General features: G+C 63.9%; 16 protein-coding genes. 12 read left to right on the top strand and 4 right to left on the bottom strand.

What is annotated here, in order from left to right; all coding sequences use genetic code 11:
* Positions 1 to 129 precede the first annotated feature (129 nt).
* Positions 130 to 1,170, top strand: coding sequence for a heat-inducible transcriptional repressor HrcA (hrcA, locus tag ACE3SN_RS06950; protein WP_374528697.1), 1,041 nt, complete (start codon positions 130 to 132; stop codon positions 1,168 to 1,170).
* Positions 1,171 to 1,187: 17 nt separating this feature from the next.
* Positions 1,188 to 1,760, top strand: a complete 573-nt coding sequence (gene grpE / locus ACE3SN_RS06945) for a nucleotide exchange factor GrpE (protein WP_374528695.1) — start codon at positions 1,188 to 1,190, stop codon at positions 1,758 to 1,760.
* Here the strand turns inward: grpE and ACE3SN_RS06940 are convergent.
* Together ACE3SN_RS06940 and ACE3SN_RS06935 are read right to left on the bottom strand one after the other, a co-directional pair.
* Positions 1,757 to 2,251 (bottom strand): vgr related protein, encoded by a 495-nt coding sequence (locus ACE3SN_RS06940; RefSeq protein WP_374528693.1) that lies wholly within the window; start codon positions 2,249 to 2,251, stop codon positions 1,757 to 1,759. The genes grpE and ACE3SN_RS06940 overlap by 4 nt on opposite strands.
* Positions 2,248 to 2,757, bottom strand: a complete 510-nt coding sequence (locus ACE3SN_RS06935) for a copper chaperone PCu(A)C (RefSeq protein WP_374528691.1) — start codon at positions 2,755 to 2,757, stop codon at positions 2,248 to 2,250. The genes ACE3SN_RS06940 and ACE3SN_RS06935 overlap by 4 nt, the downstream gene beginning before the upstream one ends.
* Positions 2,758 to 2,930: 173 nt before the next feature.
* On the opposite strand from ACE3SN_RS06935, the gene dnaK reads away from it, so the two are divergent.
* Positions 2,931 to 4,847 carry a molecular chaperone DnaK gene (dnaK, locus tag ACE3SN_RS06930; RefSeq protein ID WP_374528690.1) on the top strand — a complete coding sequence of 639 codons (1,917 nt, stop codon included), beginning with the start codon at positions 2,931 to 2,933 and terminating at the stop codon, positions 4,845 to 4,847.
* Between the two features lie 70 nt (positions 4,848 to 4,917).
* On the top strand, positions 4,918 to 6,057 hold the full coding sequence (gene dnaJ / locus ACE3SN_RS06925; RefSeq protein ID WP_374528689.1) for a molecular chaperone DnaJ: 1,140 nt from the start codon (positions 4,918 to 4,920) through the stop codon (positions 6,055 to 6,057).
* Between the two features lie 152 nt (positions 6,058 to 6,209).
* Here dnaJ and ACE3SN_RS06920 read toward each other — a convergent pair whose 3' ends face one another.
* Both ACE3SN_RS06920 and ACE3SN_RS06915 read right to left on the bottom strand, forming a co-directional pair.
* Complete coding sequence (locus ACE3SN_RS06920; RefSeq protein WP_374528688.1) at positions 6,210 to 6,863, bottom strand: hypothetical protein; 654 nt, start codon at positions 6,861 to 6,863, stop codon at positions 6,210 to 6,212.
* Between the two features lie 127 nt (positions 6,864 to 6,990).
* Positions 6,991 to 9,315 (bottom strand): patatin-like protein, encoded by a 2,325-nt coding sequence (locus ACE3SN_RS06915; RefSeq protein WP_374528687.1) that lies wholly within the window; start codon positions 9,313 to 9,315, stop codon positions 6,991 to 6,993.
* 100 nt (positions 9,316 to 9,415) lie between these two features.
* On the opposite strand from ACE3SN_RS06915, the gene radA reads away from it, so the two are divergent.
* From radA to ACE3SN_RS06875, 8 genes are all read left to right on the top strand, one after another.
* Positions 9,416 to 10,783 carry a DNA repair protein RadA gene (gene radA / locus ACE3SN_RS06910; RefSeq protein ID WP_374528686.1) on the top strand — a complete coding sequence of 456 codons (1,368 nt, stop codon included), beginning with the start codon at positions 9,416 to 9,418 and terminating at the stop codon, positions 10,781 to 10,783.
* Between the two features lie 10 nt (positions 10,784 to 10,793).
* Positions 10,794 to 11,321 carry a CvpA family protein gene (locus tag ACE3SN_RS06905; RefSeq protein WP_374528685.1) on the top strand — a complete coding sequence of 176 codons (528 nt, stop codon included), beginning with the start codon at positions 10,794 to 10,796 and terminating at the stop codon, positions 11,319 to 11,321.
* The gene (locus tag ACE3SN_RS06900) at positions 11,321 to 11,743 is read left to right on the top strand and encodes an iron-sulfur cluster assembly scaffold protein (RefSeq protein ID WP_374528684.1); all 423 of its coding nucleotides are present in this window, start codon (positions 11,321 to 11,323) and stop codon (positions 11,741 to 11,743) included. Before ACE3SN_RS06905 ends, ACE3SN_RS06900 begins: the two co-directional genes overlap by 1 nt.
* 110 nt (positions 11,744 to 11,853) lie before the next feature.
* Positions 11,854 to 13,482 carry an MFS transporter gene (locus tag ACE3SN_RS06895; protein ID WP_374528683.1) on the top strand — a complete coding sequence of 543 codons (1,629 nt, stop codon included), beginning with the start codon at positions 11,854 to 11,856 and terminating at the stop codon, positions 13,480 to 13,482.
* Positions 13,472 to 14,515, top strand: coding sequence for an alanine racemase (gene alr / locus ACE3SN_RS06890; protein WP_374528682.1), 1,044 nt, complete (start codon positions 13,472 to 13,474; stop codon positions 14,513 to 14,515). The genes ACE3SN_RS06895 and alr overlap by 11 nt, the downstream gene beginning before the upstream one ends.
* A 97-nt stretch (positions 14,516 to 14,612) precedes the next feature.
* Positions 14,613 to 15,164, top strand: coding sequence for a polyhydroxyalkanoate synthesis repressor PhaR (phaR, locus tag ACE3SN_RS06885; protein ID WP_374528681.1), 552 nt, complete (start codon positions 14,613 to 14,615; stop codon positions 15,162 to 15,164).
* Between the two features lie 56 nt (positions 15,165 to 15,220).
* Positions 15,221 to 16,762 (top strand): aminoacyl--tRNA ligase-related protein, encoded by a 1,542-nt coding sequence (locus ACE3SN_RS06880; protein WP_374528680.1) that lies wholly within the window; start codon positions 15,221 to 15,223, stop codon positions 16,760 to 16,762.
* Positions 16,763 to 16,825: 63 nt separating this feature from the next.
* The gene (locus tag ACE3SN_RS06875) at positions 16,826 to 17,287 is read left to right on the top strand and encodes a surface-adhesin E family protein (protein WP_374528678.1); all 462 of its coding nucleotides are present in this window, start codon (positions 16,826 to 16,828) and stop codon (positions 17,285 to 17,287) included.
* The last annotated feature ends 25 nt before the right edge of the window (positions 17,288 to 17,312 follow it).

Here is a 17,312-nt window from a genome sequence, read left to right as displayed (position 1 = left end):
AGCCGATGGCGCGCATTTCGTCAGGCGCGCGGCCGGAAGGTCGCATGGATTGTCCTTTGTCAGTTTGTTTGGGGGAGCGTTTGGCGCAATGGGGTTGAGCCTGCAAGAGTGCGCCTTAAATAACGCCTTATGGCGAGCCTTCCGATCTCCGAACTGACCACCCGCGCGCGCGATATCTTTCGCCTCGTGGTCGAAGGCTATCTGGCGACCGGGCAGCCGGTGGGTTCCAAGACGCTGGCGGGGACAGGGCTGAACCTGTCGCCCGCCTCGATCCGCTCGGTGCTGCATGAACTGGAAGGGCTAGGGCTGCTCGCCGCGCCCCATACCAGCGCGGGCCGCATGCCGACGGACCTGGGGCTGCGGCTGTTCGTCGACGGGATGATGCAGGTGGCCGAACCCACGCTGGAGGAACGCGCCGCGATCGAACGGCAGGTGGCGCAGCCCGGCCCGATCGAGGCGGCGCTGGCGGCGACCAGCGCGGTTCTGTCAGACCTTTCGGCCTGCGCGGGTGTGGTGATGGTGCCGCGCCGCGAACAGCGGCTGGCCCAGTTGCAGCTCGTGCCGCTTTCGCCGACCCGTGTGCTGGCGGTGATGGTTGGCGTCGACGGCGGAGTGGAGAACCGCGTGGTCGACCTGCCCCTGGGGGTTGCGCCGGGCACGCTGGAACAGGCTTCGAACTATATCTCCGCGCATCTTGCCGGGCGGTCCCTCTCCGAAGCGGTGCGCGCGATCCGGGCCGAAATCGCCACCGGGCGCACGGCGCTCGACGCGGCGGGGTGCGATCTGGTTGAGCGCGGGCTTGCGGTGTGGAGCGAGGATGCGGCCCGGCGCCCCGTGCTGATCGTGCGCGGCCAGGCCAACCTGCTTGACGAGAGCGTGTTGACCGATCTGGAACGGGTGCGCCTGCTGCTCGATGACCTCGAAAACAAGCAGTCGGTCGCCGACCTGCTCGATTCCGCGCGCGAGGCGGAGGCGACGCGGATTTTCATTGGCGCGGAGAACCGGCTTTTCGCGCTTTCCGGCTCGTCTGTGATCGCCTCGCCCTATCGCGACCGCGAGGGCCGGGTGGTCGGCGTTGTCGGGGTTATCGGGCCGACGCGGTTGAATTATGCGCGGCTAGTCCCCATGGTGGATTTCACCGCTCAATCCTTGGGCAAATTGATAGCATAACCGGGTTTTTTGATACGATGACTGACGATAACAAGCCGCAGGTCGATCCGGCGGTAGAAGCCGAATTGAAGGGCGTGCCCGAAGACATGATCGACCTGGAGAACGCCGGCGAAGCGCTCGACGATGCGCTTGCCATGCTCAAGAGCGACCTGGAGGCCGCCAAGCAGGACATCCTTTACGCCAAGGCCGAAACGCAGAACGTGCGCCGCCGCCTGGAAAAGGACGTGGCCGATGCGCGCGCCTATGCCGCCACCGGCTTTGCCCGCGACATCCTCTCGGTTTCGGACAATCTGGCGCGCGCGCTAGATGCCATTTCGGCGGATCTGCGCGAGGATGAGCGGTTCAAGGGTCTCGTCGCCGGGATCGAAGCCACCGCGCGCGAACTTGACAAGGTGTTCGGCCTCCACGGCATCAGCCGCATCGCCGCCACCGGCCTGCCGCTCGATCCCAACCAACACCAGGCGATGATGGAAGTTCCTTCTGCCGATGCCGAACCCGGCACCGTGCTGCAGGAACTCCAGGCTGGTTACATGATCAAGGATCGCCTGCTGCGTCCGGCGATGGTGGCGGTGGCGAAGAAGCCGGACTAACCACCGCTGTCGGGAAATTTCACAAGGGCGTCGTAAGCTAACCGGCTCGCGGCGCCCTTCGCGTGCCAGCCCATCCGCGCCATGAAGGCATGGCGGACGATCTCCGCCTGCTGCTCGATCCCGTAGTCCTCCAGCCGCTTGCCGGGTTTCAGCACGTAATCGTAGCGCCGCGAAAAGGGGCGGCGCAGGACGAGGTGCCAGCGGCCCTTTTGCTGGACCTGCCAGACGTGGGTCATCTCGTGGATGAAATGGCCCTGTAGCGCGGGCGAGGCTGTGCTGAAGTCGTCCGCATAGGCGTCGGAATGAGGATGAAAATGCAGGTGGCCCATTGGGGCCATCGTGATCCGGCGCGGTTGCAGGGGGAACCAGCGGCGGCGGTGGATTTGCACAATCGCGCAATCGATCGCGTCGCCGAAGACCGAGCGCACCAGCGCCACTTCGCCCGGCGTCAGCGCCCTTGCGCCGCCCGCCGGGCAATCATGCTGGCTCAACGGTGGCCCATGTTCATTTCGCCGCCGCTGCTGCCTGCGGCTTCGATCGCAAGCGGGGCGGACACCTTGTCGCCATTGGCAAGGGTGATGGTAAGCTCAGTCGTCCCGCCGGCGGCCAGCTTGGGATCGAGATCGAAGACCATCACGTGGAAACTGCCGGGTTCGAACTTGAGCGCGGTGCCGGGTTCCACATCGGCGCGGTCAACCGGGCGCATCTCGCCGCTCATGGTCTGGTGCATTTCGGCCTTGCCCGCGCCTTCAACCGCGACGGCGGCAATCGAAACGGTATCCTTGCCGGTATTCGACAGCGTGAAATAGGCCGCACCCGGATTGCCCGAAACAGCCGGGAGCACCAGCTTGCCGTCGGTCAGCTGCGCGCCGGGGGCAGCTTCGGGCGCGGTGGTTGCGGTGGCTTCGGCACCCGCATCCTTGCCTTCCTTTGCTTGGCAGCCGGCAAGAGCCAGTGCGATGGCGAGGGGAGCAGCGACGGTGCGGAAAAAGGTCACGATGGCAAGTCCTTTCAAGAGCCTGACTTTGGCGCGCATGGCTAACCGCCCGCAGCCCTTGTGCCAAGCAAAACCGCACCTATATCGGCCCGGTAACAGAGCTGCCGACCTGTCTTGCCGCTTGCCGGGAGACACACGAAGCGGCGTCACACATGACCTAAGGATGGGGTAATATGGGTAAAGTTATCGGTATCGACCTTGGCACCACCAACAGCTGCGTCGCCGTGATGGACGGCGGCAAGCCCAAGGTTATCGAGAATTCGGAAGGCGCGCGCACCACGCCGTCGATCGTCGCCTTCACCAAGGACGGCGAACGCCTGATCGGTCAGCCGGCCAAGCGTCAGGCCGTGACCAACGGCGACAACACCATTTTCGCGGTGAAGCGCCTGATCGGCCGCCGCTTTGACGACCCGGTGACCAAGAAGGACACCGAACTGGTCCCCTACCACATCGTCAAGGGCAAGAACGGCGACGCCTGGGTTCAGGCCGGCGGCGAAGACTACAGCCCGTCGCAGATTTCCGCCTTCACGCTGCAGAAGATGAAGGAAACTGCCGAGAGCTACCTCGGTGAAACCGTCACGCAGGCGGTGATCACCGTGCCCGCCTACTTCAATGACGCGCAGCGTCAGGCGACCAAGGACGCGGGGCAGATCGCGGGCCTCGAAGTGCTGCGCATCATCAACGAACCGACTGCCGCGGCGCTGGCCTATGGCCTCGACAAGCAGGACGGCAAAACCATCGCGGTCTATGACCTTGGCGGCGGCACCTTCGACGTCTCGATCCTCGAAATCGGCGACGGCGTGTTCGAAGTGAAGTCGACCAACGGCGACACCTTCCTGGGCGGCGAAGACTTCGACACCCAGGTCGTCGAATGGCTGGCCGACCAGTTCAAGAAGAAGGAAGGCATGGACCTTCGCACCGACAAGCTGGCCCTCCAGCGGCTCAAGGAAGCCGCCGAAAAGGCCAAGATCGAACTGTCGAGCGCGCAGACCACCGAAATCAACCTGCCCTTCATCACCGCCCGCATGGAAGGCGGGGCGACCACCCCGCTGCACCTGGTGGAAACGATCACCCGCGCCGATCTTGAAAAGATGGTTGCCGGCCTGATCGAACGCACCAAGGAACCGATGCGCAAGGCGCTGGCCGATGCGGGCCTCAAGGCCAGCGACATCGACGACGTCGTGCTGGTCGGCGGCATGACCCGCATGCCGCGCGTGCGCGAAGTGGTGAAGGAATTCTTCGGCAAGGAACCGCACACCGGCGTGAACCCCGATGAAGTCGTCGCCATGGGCGCGGCGATCCAGGCAGGCGTGCTGCAGGGCGACGTCAAGGACGTGCTGCTGCTCGACGTGACCCCGCTCTCGCTCGGCATCGAAACGCTGGGCGGCGTGTTTACCCGCATGATCGATCGCAACACCACGATCCCGACCAAGAAGAGCCAGGTGTTCTCGACCGCCGAGGACAACCAGCAGGCCGTGACGATCCGCGTGTTCCAGGGCGAGCGCGAAATGGCGAGCGACAACAAGCTGCTCGGCCAGTTCGACCTTGTCGGCATTCCGGCGGCGCGCCGGGGCGTGCCGCAGATCGAGGTGACCTTCGACATCGACGCCAACGGCATCGTCAACGTGTCGGCCAAGGACAAGGGCACCGGCAAGGAGCAGCAGATCAAGATCCAGGCCTCGGGCGGCCTTTCGGACAGCGACATCGACCAGATGGTCAAGGACGCTGAACGGTTCGCCGAAGAGGACAAGAAGCGTCGTGAAGCGGCGGAAGCCAAGAACAACGCGGACAGCCTGATCCACGCGACCGAGCGCCAGCTCGAAGAAAACGGCGACAAGATCGACGCCGGCCTCAAGGCCGAAATCGAAGCCGCCATCGCCGAAGCCAAGACTGCCGTCGAAGGCGGCGATCCGGCCGAAATGACCGCCAAGACCCAGGCGCTCACCGAAGTCGCGATGAAGATGGGCCAGGCGATTTACGAAAAGGAACAGGCTGCGGCCGCCTCGCCGGGCGCGGAAGTTCCGGGTGCTGACGCCGAAGATGTCGTCGATGCCGAGTTCTCGGAAGTCGACGAGAACAACAAGGGCTAATCAGCTGTGAAACTCCCCCCGCCATCCCGGCTTCGCGCCGGGATGGCGGGACCGGGGCCGGGGTGTAATCATGGCGATTGAAGCCGATTTCTATCAATTGCTCGAAATCGAGCGCACGGCGGACGAAGGGACAATCAAGTCTTCGTACCGCAAGCTGGCGATGCGCTGGCATCCGGACCGCAATCCGGGCGACGCCGAAGCGGAAGAGCGCTTCAAGGCGATCAGCGAAGCCTATGAATGCCTGAAGGACCCGCAAAAGCGCGCGGCCTATGACCGGTACGGGCAGGACGCCTTCAAGAACGGCGGCATGGGCGGCCCGGGCGGCGGCGCTGGCGGGCCCGGCGGCGGCTTTTCCGACCTTGGCGATATTTTCGAGACGATCTTCGGTGCCGGGTTCGGCGGCGGCGGGCGCCAGCAGGCGCGGCGCGGCGCGGACCTGCGCTATGACATGGAGATCACGCTCGACGAGGCGTTCCACGGCAAGACCACCGAGATCGAGATCGAGGTGTCGAGCAAGTGCGACCCTTGCGACGGTTCCGGCGCGGAACCGGGCACCGGCACGCGGCGCTGCAACCTGTGCGGCGGCCACGGCCAGGTTCGCGCGCAGCAGGGCTTCTTCATGGTCGAGCGCACCTGCCCGACCTGTCACGGGCGCGGCGAAGTCATCGAAAAACCTTGCAAGTCGTGCCGCGGCGAAGGTCGGGTTGACCGCCCGCAAAAGGTCGAAGTCTCCATTCCCCCCGGCGTCGATACCGGCACCCGGCTGCGCCTGGCGGGCAAGGGCGAGGCTGGGCCGTTCGGCGCACCTGCGGGCGACCTCTACATCTTCCTCCACATCCGCCGCCACGCGGTGTTCGACCGCGACGGCACGTCGCTGATCACCCGCGTGCCGATCACGTTCACGACGGCGGCGCTGGGCGGCGAGATCGAGATTCCGGGGCTCGACGGCAAGTTGATTTCCGTGCTGATCCCGGCGGGCATCCAGTCCGGCAAGCAACTCAGGAAGCGCGGCGAGGGCATGCCCGTGCTGCAAGGCCGCGGGCGCGGCGACCTGGTGGTGGAAATCATGGTCGAAACCCCAACCAAGCTCACCAGCCGCCAGAAGGAACTGCTGCGCGAACTGCAGGAAACCGAAACCGGCGAGGAATGCCCGCAGTCCAAGGGCTTTTTCGACCGGCTCAAGGACATGTGGAGCGACCTGACGGATTAGCGCGGATCAAGGCGGCGCTGTTCGGCAGGATTGTCGGAGCGCCGCCGCTTCTGATCTGGGGCAGGGGCTGTTGGGGATCGCGGCGTCCGCTTTGGGAGACTACGTGGCCGCTGCAATCTGTCCGGAAATACCGCCAAATCAGGCATTGGAAGCTAGTAGCGATCCAAAAAATTATCCGCGGTTGCGAGATGTCGGAAGAGTGGGCTCGATTCCGAAGAAAGCTCGAGTCCCCCAACTGAGACCGTTAACCGATCTTCGTTTCGGACAACGGCAGAGCCGGTGGGTAGGGCGAGAAAGGGGATAATTGCGTTATTGATGAGTGCTGCTTCATATAACGACATCAGTCGCAATTCAGCTTCATTATGCCTATGTAATATCCACCCTGAGTTGGAGCCTTCAGCTTCAGTGCGGGTTAGATAAAACTCGTTGTTTGGTGGAACTTCTGTCGTTGTCGAAAGTGCTTCGCGAAGTGAGCGGAATTCCAAGTTTACACACAACTCGTCACAGATCGCTCTATGCAGTGCCAGTAATCGAACGGTCCGTGTTGCGCCTACGCTCCATTGGATTGGCATGGATTTCAGGTCTGGTTCAGAGACAAAAAGACAACCTTCAGCGTTATCTTCAATTCTCAAAAGCATCCATCCGACCTGAACCAGCTGGCCAGGTACGAAATGAACGCCCTGTTGAACCTGCTCAGTGAAGTATCGAGGAAGCCAATCAGCCAGTTGTACCCATGAATCGTCAACTTGGATGAGTATATCTGGATGATTGTAGCGTTTACGCAGGTCGGTTCGAAGCACGGTCATGGGGTTTAGGTATATGGCTGCCCTCCTGCCATCAACCTATTCCATGTTGGCGCCCGTTCCCCAACTTTCCTGCCGTCCAAGACGTTCGACCGTGTATCCGAAGCCAGACTGAAACTCGCCCCGCAAACTACCCCTGATCCAGCGCCTCCACCTCGCGCCTGATCCCCGGCACCAGCGCGGGATCGGTGGTCAGCCGTTCGGCTTCCTCGTCCAGCACAGCCAGGAACGCCTCGCGCTTGAATGTTTCAAGTTCGGCCGGATCGAGCGTTGCACCGCGCGGCAGGGCCGAGGCGACGAGGTCGATCATCCGCTCCGCGCCGTGGAGCCGTCCCCACAGGTAGTCGTTCTCGCGGTAGGCGCGGCTGAAGAAGGCGCCGAAGTTGTAGAACTCGGTCCCGCGCAGCATCGTGTGGGCGCCGCCCTGGCGGATCGTGGTGCAATCGTCGGGCGAAATGCGGTCAACCTTGGCCGGCTCGAACTCGCTGCTGGTCTCGCCGCGCAGCAGCGGCAGGGTCACCGTGTCGTAGAACGGGAAGCCGAGATAGGTCAGCATGATCCGGCGCCGCAGTTCGCGCGGTATGCCGGCCAAAGCCTCGACCAGCAGGGCATCGACCACAAGGTCCGTCGCGGGGAGCTGGCGGCGGGTGGCGATATTGGCCAGAACCGCGCCAGGATCGCTGAACACTTGTCCCGCGATCTCGGGAAAATCGCGGCCCAGCGAGTTGCCACCCTCGCGGTCGAAATAGAGCGCCAGCGCGCGGTAAACCGCTTCGCGCGCCGTCTCGCGCGCTTCGGGCGCGGTGGTGGCAAGATCGTCCCAGTCCTCTGACAAGCGCCGCCCGAGCAGCCGCAGGCGGCGGATGCGAAAGCCAAGGTCGTGCTCGCGGAAAAACTCGATCGCCGCTTCGCTCGCCCCGGTCCGCTCGCTCATCACCCGCTCAAGTCCCTGCTCGGTAAGGTAGTTCGCGAGGTGGTCGGCAATCGGCATGGCGTTCGCGACCCCCAGATGCGGCGCGGCGCCGAGGATCGTTTCAGCCAGATCGTTCAGGATCCCGGCCAGCTTGACCTGGCCGTAAGCCTGAAAGGCGAACCCGGCCCGTTCGGCCGCCGCCTGCTGCGCCGTGCCGCGCCATGACGTCAGGCGTTTGACGGTCGGCCGGTCGAAGAACAGTGTATGGCCGAACAGCTTGTCGACCGTCGCCTCGACATCCGGGCGCAGCGCCTCGACGATCTTCTTGAGCTCGGCAAGCTCGCGCGAGCGCCGGTCCAGCACATCAAGGTTATCGCGCACCGGCTGTTCGCGCGGGATCGAGGAGAGCGAGCCGAAGATCACCGAGAAGAACCCCGGCGCGCGCGGATCGGTCTTGGCAATGCCGCCGACCTGATCGGGGTGCGGGTCGATATAGACGAAGCGGCGGTCCACCTCGCGCTGGGCGGGCCGGTCGCGCAGCACGCCCATCGCTTCGGCAAAGGGGGCGTTGACCAGCACCGATCCGTCGATCAGCGCCACGTTGCCCAGATCGCCGCGGTGGCTGTGTTCGGGCATGACCCGCTCGGCAAAGGCGGTGCGGCTGAGCCAGGGATCGCCGCGTTCTGCCCCCAGCGCGTCGATCTCGGCAAATTGCAGCGGCGGGAAAGCGCCGGGAAAGCTGGCTGTGGCGCGTGCGGCGAAGACCATTTCGAGCGGCGGGGCGAGGGCGTATCCCCCCCGTTCGGGGGTGACGGCGCGAAACCCGATCGACAGGCGATGTTCGCTTTCCTCGATCAGCGCGGGGCTATGGAGGCGCAGCACTTCCGGGTGGCCCTTGAAGTCGGTCGCGGTGACGAACAGGTCGAGCGGGTGGCCGGGCGGCAGCAAAGGCGGCTCCGCATCGCCCTTGGCCATGGCGTCGAGCGCGCGGGCCAGCAGGCGCGAAAAGCCGAGGCCACCGAATGGCGGCTCGAACCAGCGCGAGCGGATCAGGCGCGACAGTTTGGAGCGCACTTCGCTGCGGGTTTCGGGAGCGACGCTGGAAGAAACGACGTTGCCGGGGCGCTTCAGCATCCAGTAGACCAGCGGCATCGCCCAGAACTTGGCAAAGCGCGACCACGGCCGGGCATCGGGATCGAGCAAGACGTCAACGTCCGCGCAGTCGAGCCACAGGTCGGTCAGCGGTTCGAGGCTTTGGCCCGAATGGACCGCCTGGGCCAGGAACACGCCGTTGATGCCGCCTGCCGAAGCGCCCGCAACAATGTCCGGCAACACGCGCAGGCGCAGCTTGTGGTGGCTTTCGATCCGGTGGAGCAGCCTGAGATACACCGCCTCGGTTCCCGCGCCGCCATCAGGACCACCATGAAAGGTGCGACTGGCCCGCGCCAGTTTCCACAGCTCCTTGGTCACGCCATGCATATAGACGGCAAGGCTGACCCCGCCGTAGCAGACCAGGGCAATCCGGAGTTCCTTCTGGCGCATGGCCTTATCGTGGCAGAAATTGGTTACATAAGCCAAGGCGGAACATGGGGAATTTTCCGGCGGACTTGCGTTCCCTATTCGTTCTGATTATCGGTAACCCATGGCCAAACCCAAACGCCGCTTCGTCTGTGCCGCCTGTGGCAGCGTAACCCACCGCTGGCAGGGCCAGTGTGCCGATTGCGGAGAATGGAACACGCTGGCGGAAGAAGTGCCGGCCACGGTTTTTTCGCAGAAGCATGACCTGTCGTCTGGGGGACGGTCGATCCAGTTCGAGCCGCTCGACAAGCCGGGTGAGGCGCTGACCAGGCGAACCACCGGCCTTGCGGAACTGGACCGCGCGCTGGGCGGTGGCCTCGTGCCGGGCAGCGCGATCCTGATGGGCGGCGATCCGGGGATCGGCAAGTCGACGTTGTTGCTGCAGGCGGCGGCGAAGATCGCGCTGGCGGGCGGCTCCACCGTTTATATCAGCGGCGAGGAAGCCGCAGGACAGGTGCGGATGCGGGCCGAGCGGCTCGGGCTGGCGAATGCGCCGATCTCGCTCGCTGCGGCAACTTCGGTGCGCGACATCCTGACCACGCTTTCAGGCATGGAGCCGCCCGCGCTGCTGGTGATCGATTCGATCCAGACCATGCATTCCGACCAGATCGAGGGCGCGCCCGGCACCGTCAGCCAGGTTCGCGCCTCGGCCTTCGAACTGATCCGCTATGCCAAGGAGAATGGCGTTGCGCTGGTGCTGGTCGGGCACGTCACCAAGGACGGCAGCATTGCGGGACCACGCGTGCTAGAACACATGGTCGACGTGGTGATGAGCTTCGAGGGCGAGCGCAGCCACCAGTACCGCATCCTGCGCTGCATCAAGAACCGCTTTGGCCCGGTGGACGAGATCGGCGTTTTCGCGATGGAAGGGCAGGGGCTGGCCGAGGTCGGCAATCCTTCGCTCCTGTTCCTCTCGGGCCGCGAGCAGCCAGTGGCGGGAAGCGCGGTGTTCCCCGCGATCGAGGGCACACGTCCGGTGCTGGTCGAGATCCAGGCCTTGATCGTGCGGCTCCAAAGCGGGGCAACCCCGCGCCGCGCCGTGGTAGGCTGGGACAGCGGCCGCCTTGCCATGTTGCTCGCCGTGCTCGAGGCGCGCTGCGGGCTCAATTTCTCCAGCGCGGAAGTTTATCTCAACGTCGCGGGCGGTTACCGGCTGGCCGATCCGGCGGCGGACCTTGCCGTAGCGGCGGCGCTGGTCTCCGCGCTGGCTGACAAGCCGCTGGGCGCCGATGCCGTGTGGTTCGGCGAAGTTTCGCTCGCCGGAGAAATCCGCCCGGTGGCCCACTCCGCGATCCGCCTGCGCGAAGCGGCCAAGCTTGGTTTCGGCTCTGCATTCGGCCCCGGCGAAGCCAGCGCAAAGCCCGTTGGATCGCGTTTTACCGCGCTCAATCTTTTGCCAAATCTCGTTGACCGGATTGTGGGCGAGCCGTAAATCGAAGCGCATGACCGGTTTTGACATCGCGGTCCTTGTCCTCGTCGGGATGGGGGCGATAACGGGCTTTTTGCGCGGTTTTGTGCAGGAGGTTCTGGCGCTTGCCGCCTGGGTTGTTTCGCTGGTGGCGATCCACAACCTCCACACTCCGCTAAGCGCCTTTCTGCTGCCCTCGATCGGCACGGAATCTGGTTCAAGTGTGCTGGCCTTCGCGATTCTGCTGTTGATCCCCTATGCCATCGTCAAACTGCTGGCGGGTCGCATGGGCGAAGCCAGTCGCAATTCAGTGCTTGGTCCGATCGACCGGGTGATCGGCTTCGGGTTCGGCGCGATCAAGGGCATGCTGATCGTGGTGGTGGCCTTTTCGCTGCTGGTGCTGGGTTATGACACGGTCTGGGGCGCCGGCGGCCGTCCGAACTGGATTGCGCAAGCGCGCAGCTATCCCTTCGTCAACGCCGCCAGTGAGCGGCTTGTTTCCTTGCTGGCCGAACGGCGCCAAGCCGCGATCGAGGCCGAACGCGCCGCCAAGGACAAGTGATGGCATCGACCGCGGCGCTCTATACGCCCCAGGTTCTTGCTCTGGCGACCGGCCTTGCGGCGCTCCCCCTGACCGATGATTTGCCGCTGCGCGGATCGGCGCGTTCGCCGGCCTGCGGCAGCACTCTGGAACTGGGCTTCGGGCTTGATCAGGCGGGACGGATCGGACGGGTTGGAGTGAAGGCCCATGCCTGTGCGATCGGGCAGGCCGCCGCCGCGATTTTCGCCGGTGGCTGCGCCGGGCAGGAGCGGGAAGGGATCGCGGCCACGCTGGGTGCGCTCGAAGCCTGGCTGGCTGGGCAGGGCGGGCAGCCGGATTGGCCCGGACTTGATGCCATTGCCGCCGCGCAGGGCTTTCCGGGTCGCCACGGAGCCATGCTGCTTCCCTGGAAAGCGGCGCTTGAGGCGCTTCCCACCACCTGAAACGAAGGCGCTTCGTGTCGCATCGCATTTTTGCGGAAAACCGGTTCCCACTTTTCCGCGCGATGCTCTAGAGCAGCAGGTTCAAGGCAAACGGGTGGGAGATTCCTTTGATGAGCAGTGAACCGGCACGGCATCCCGACGTGCATCCCAGTGCGTCCGACATCCGTCTGGTCATTGGTGCTTCATCAGCCGGCACCGTGTTCGAATGGTACGACTTCTTCATTTACGGCACGCTTGGCGCGATCCTCTCGAAGACATTCTTCCCGACCGGCAATGCGACGCTCGAAATGCTGCTGTTCTGGCTGGTCTTCGCGGTCGGCTTCGGGTTCCGCCCGCTTGGCGCGGTGCTCTTCGGTTTCCTCGGCGACAGGCTGGGGCGCAAGTACACCTTCCTGGTCACGGTATCGCTGATGGGCATCGCTACGGCGGGCGTCGGCCTGATTCCCTCGGCTGAAAGCATCGGCCTGTGGGCACCGGCGCTCGTTATCCTGCTGCGCATCCTGCAGGGCCTTGCGCTTGGCGGCGAATACGGCGGGGCAGCGGTCTATGTTGCGGAGCATGCCGCTCCGGCAAAGCGCGGGTTCTTCACCAGCTTCATTCAGGCCAGCGTGGTCGGCGGGTTCGTGCTCAGCCTGATCGTGGTGCTGGGCTGCAAGGCCGTGATGAGCCCGGAAACCTGGGCCGCCTGGGGCTGGCGCGTACCCTTCCTGCTAAGCCTCGCGCTGCTGGCAATTTCCTTGTGGATGCGCTTCAAGCTGTCGGAAAGCCCGGTGTTCCAGGCAATGAAGGAAGAGGGCGAACTGGCCGGCAATCCGTTCGTTGAAAGCTTCACCTATCCCGGCAACAAGCGCCGGATCTTCGTGGCGTTGTTCGGCATTTCGGCCGGCCTCACCGTGATCTGGTACACCTCGATGTTTTCCGGGCTGTCGTTCCTCAAGTCGGCAATGCACGTCGAGGACACCGTGGCCGAAATCATCGTCGGGATCGCCGCGCTGATCGGGATGGGGTTCTACGTCTATTTCGGTCATCTGTCTGACCTGGTTGGCCGCAAGAAGCCGATCGTGATCGGCTATGCGCTGACCTTGCTGCTGCTGTTCCCGATTTACTGGTTCATTGGCTCGGTAGCCAAGGATCCGGCGCAGACCGCAGCGGTTGAATGGACCATTCGCGGACCGGACTGCAGGTATAATCCGTTTGCTACGGTGCAGGAAACTAACTGCGGCCGGCTGATGGGGGACTTTGCCGGGGCCGGTGTTCCCTACACGCTCGAACCCGGCGATACCCTTGAGCTTGTTGCGGGATCGGACAAGGTGGTTGAGCTTGACGGCGTGACCTGGGGCGACGCGAAGGCGCGCAAGGCTGAGATCGAGCAACGCGCCGGAACGACCGTGTTCAACTTCGCCAAGCATAGCCCTTCGCTGGGTCAGGGGGCCTTGATCGTGCTTGGCCTCGTCGCGCTTATGGCGCTGTCGGGCGCAACCTATGGTCCGGTTGCGGCTTTGCTTGCCGAAATGTTCCCGGCGCGCGTGCGCTACAGTTCGATGTCGATCCCTTATCATATCGGCACGGGTTATTTCGGCGGCTTCCTGCCGTTCATCGCCAGCTACATCGTTGCTCGAACCGGCAATCCCTATTCGGGGCTGTGGTACACCTGGGCAGTCGTGCTGGTTGCCTTCGTGGTTGGACTTTGGGGCCTCAAGGGCGGATTGCCGAGCGACTTCTCCGACGATGCCGATTGAACAGCCAAACCCCGCGCTGCGCCTGGCGATCGACGGTGCGGCCCTTGCTGACAACTGGCGCGCGCTTGACCGGTTGTCAGGCACCGCCGCCGCCGGCGCGGCGGTCAAGGCGGATGCCTATGGCCTGGGAGCTAGAGCCTGTGTCCCAGTGCTGCGGGATGCGGGCTGCCGCGATTTCTTCGTTGCGCACATGGCCGAGGCTGTCGTGGTTGCCGAGCACGTTCCGGCCGATCAGATTGCCGTGCTGCACGGTCCCCACGACACCGCGGATGCCGCCTTCGCTCGGGTGCTTGGCGTCCGTCCGGTGATCAATTCGCTGGGGCAGGCGCGGTTGTGGATCGAGGCGGGCGGCGGCACCTGCGACCTGATGGTCGATACGGGGATGAACCGGCTCGGCGTGGCGCTTGCCGAACTTGGCGATCCGATCCTGGATGGCTTGCAGGTCGATACCCTGCTTTCGCACCTCGCCTGTGCGGAAGAAGCCGTCCCGCTCAACGAACGGCAGCGCCTGCGCTGGGACGAGGCGCGGCGCGCCGTTCCGCATCGCCGCGCCAGTCTGGCAAACAGCGCTGGGATCATGCTGGGCGCAGGCTATCACGGTGATCTCACCCGTCCCGGTCTGGCGCTCTATGGCGGCGTGCCTTGTGCCGCGCTGGAAGGGGTTAACCGGCAGGTCGTGCGGCCCGAGGCGCTGGTGATCCAGGTTCGCGATGTCCCGGCAGGGGAGACGATCGGCTATAACGCCACCTACACCGCGCCCGCGCCGTTGCGGATCGGTGTGATCAGCCTTGGTTACGCCGATGGCTACCTGCGCTGCTGGTCGGGCAAGGGCGCCATGCTGCACGGCGACAGGCGCCTTCCGGTGCTCGGCCGCGTCTCGATGGACATGACGATGATTGACCTGACGGAGGCGCCTGACGTGGGCGAAGGCGATTGGGTCGCGGCCGACTATGCGCTGCCGCAAGCTGCCGCGATCAGCGGGCTTTCGCAGTACGAACTGCTGACCATTCTGGGGCGTCGATTCGGGCGCTGAACTTTGCTGTGCATTGCGCAGCATGGACATGTTGCATTGCCGTTGTTGCAGGTGCTAACGTCTCGCGGGGACGCAACCCCAGAGGGGGAATCGAGAAATGGCCGAAGCCAAAGGCGATACCGTTATCATCAAGAAGTACGCCAATCGGCGGCTCTACAATACGCAGTCGTCAAGCTACATCACGCTTGATCATCTTGCGAAGATGACCCGCGAAGGCGTCGATTTCAAAGTGCTCGACGCGAAGACCGGGGCGGATATCACCCATTCGATCCTGACCCAGATCATCATGGAAGAGGAAAGCGCCACGGGCGAGCAGATGCTCCCGGTCAATTTCCTGCGCCAGTTAATCGGCATGTACGGCAACTCGATGCAGTCGCTCGTGCCGCATTACCTCGAAGCCTCGATGGAAAATTTCCGCTCGAATCAGGCCAAGCTGCGCCAGGCCTTCGAAGACAGCTTGGGCAGCAACCCGCTGGCCAAGCTTGCCCAGCAGAACCTTGCGATGTTCAAGGCCGCGGCCACCGCCTTCATGCCGGGCATGAGCGAGGATAAGCCGGCCGAGCATGAAAAGGCCCAGGAGGGCGAGCTCGACGCCCTGCGCGCCCAGATGGCCGAAATGCAGAAGAAGCTCGACAAGCTCGGCAAATAGCCGCAACCGGCGATCCGCAATTTTCCGCAAAACACCTAACCTGAAAGCCCTTTGCCGTGTCTGCTATCCGTCATGCCCTGTCCGTAACTCGCGAAGCCGATTTCGCGGCCTGGTATCAGGAAGTCATCGCCGAGGCCGAAATGGCCGAAGAATCGGGGGTGCGCGGCTGCATGGTGATCAAGCCGTGGGGCTATGGGATCTGGGAACGCATCCAGAAGCTGATGGACGCGCGGATCAAGGCCGCAGGCGTCGACAATTGCTATTTTCCGCTGTTCATTCCGCTGTCCTATTTCGCCAAGGAAGCCGAACACGTTGACGGTTTCGCCAAGGAAATGGCGGTCGTTACCCATCACCGCCTGATCCAGGACGGCAAGGGCGGGCTGGTGCCCGATCCCGAGGCGAAGCTGGAAGAGCCGCTGATCGTGCGCCCGACCTCGGAAACCGTGATCGGTCAGGCGATGAGCCGCTGGGTCCAGTCGTGGCGCGATCTGCCGCTGCTGACCAACCAGTGGGCCAACGTGGTGCGCTGGGAAATGCGCACCCGCATGTTCCTGCGCACCAGCGAATTCCTCTGGCAGGAAGGCCATACCGCCCATGCCGACCGCGACGACGCGATGAGCGAGACGCTGCGCGCGCTTGAAATGTACCGCGAGCACGCCGAAAACGATCTCGCCATGCCGGTGATCGCCGGTGAAAAGCCCGAGAACGAGCGCTTTCCGGGCGCGGTCGCGACTTATTCGATCGAAGCGATGATGCAGGATGGCAAGGCGCTCCAGGCCGGCACCTCGCACTACCTTGGCACCGGTTTCGCCGAGGCTGCGAACATTCGCTACCAGGACAAGGAAGGCGGGCAGCAGCTTTGCCATACCACCTCATGGGGCGTTTCGACCCGCCTGATCGGCGGCGTGATCATGACCCACGGCGACGACGATGGCCTGCGTGTGCCGCCCGCGATTGCGCCGCACCAGGTCGTGATCCTGCCGATGCTGCGCGACGACGATGGAGACGAGGCGCTGCTGGCCTATTGCGAAGAGCTGCGCCGGACGCTGGCCAGCCAGTCCGCACTGGGTGAACCGATCCGCGTGCTGCTTGACAAGCGCGCCGGCAAGGCCACGCAAAAGCGCTGGGCCTGGGTCAAGAAGGGCGTGCCGCTGATCCTCGAAATCGGGGGGCGCGATGCCTCTGGCGGGCAGGTTTCGGCGCTGCGCCGCGACCGGCTGTGGCGTCCGGATGGCAAGGTCAACTTCATCGCGCAGGGACGGGACGAGTTCATTAGCCACGCGGTGGCCGAACTCGAAGACGTCCAGCGTTCGCTCCACGCCGAAGCCACTGCGCGCCGCGACGCGCAGATTCACCGCGGGGTGACGGACCTTGCTGGGCTGGAAGCCTTCTTTGCGGCCGATAAGCGCTATCCGGGTTGGGTCGAGCTGAATTGGTCGCGTCCGACTGGCGCTGCGCTGGAGGAGGTCGTGACCAAGCTCAAGGCGCTGAAGTTGACGATCCGAAACACGCCAATGGATGCGGCTCCGGCCTCGGGCACCTGCCCGTTCACCGGTGAGCCGGCGGTTGAACGGATCTATGTCGCACGGGCATATTGAACTTGAATTGTTGACCCGCCCGCGGTTAGTTTTCCTCACGACACGAATAGTTTGAGGGAAAACATGATGCGACTGATTTCTGCCGCCGTTATTGCAACGATGTTCACGGCTTCGGCCGCCCAGGCGGAGCAGTGGCGCGCCGTTTCCGAACGCACCGACGAAGCGCCGCGCGTGGTCATGTTTGTCGATCAGGACAGCCTGACCAGGTCCGGCAATACGGCCAAGGCCAATGTCATGACCGTGGTTGAACCTTCGGCGGTCAAGTCGGGCGGGTGGAATGTCTCGGTGATCTACCGCGAAGTCGATTGCTCGGGTAAGCGCACCCGCCAATTGACTTCGAAATACTACACTTACAGCAAGATCATCGAAGATGATAAGACGCCCAACGATTGGGCCGATATCAACGAAGGTTCGATGGTCGATGGCGTGGCCAAGGTGATGTGCGGTACGCGCGATTATCACACTGGCAAGGTCACCGATCCCAGCAACTTTGCGTTTGAGCTGTTCAACCTCTTGCCGATCTGATCGCTTCCGGGGGTTGAAACGCCGG

Source organism: Novosphingobium sp., from assembly GCF_041915465.1.
In the GTDB taxonomy this organism is placed as follows: domain Bacteria; phylum Pseudomonadota; class Alphaproteobacteria; order Sphingomonadales; family Sphingomonadaceae; genus Novosphingobium.
This window is presented reverse-complemented; position numbering and strand designations above follow the sequence as displayed.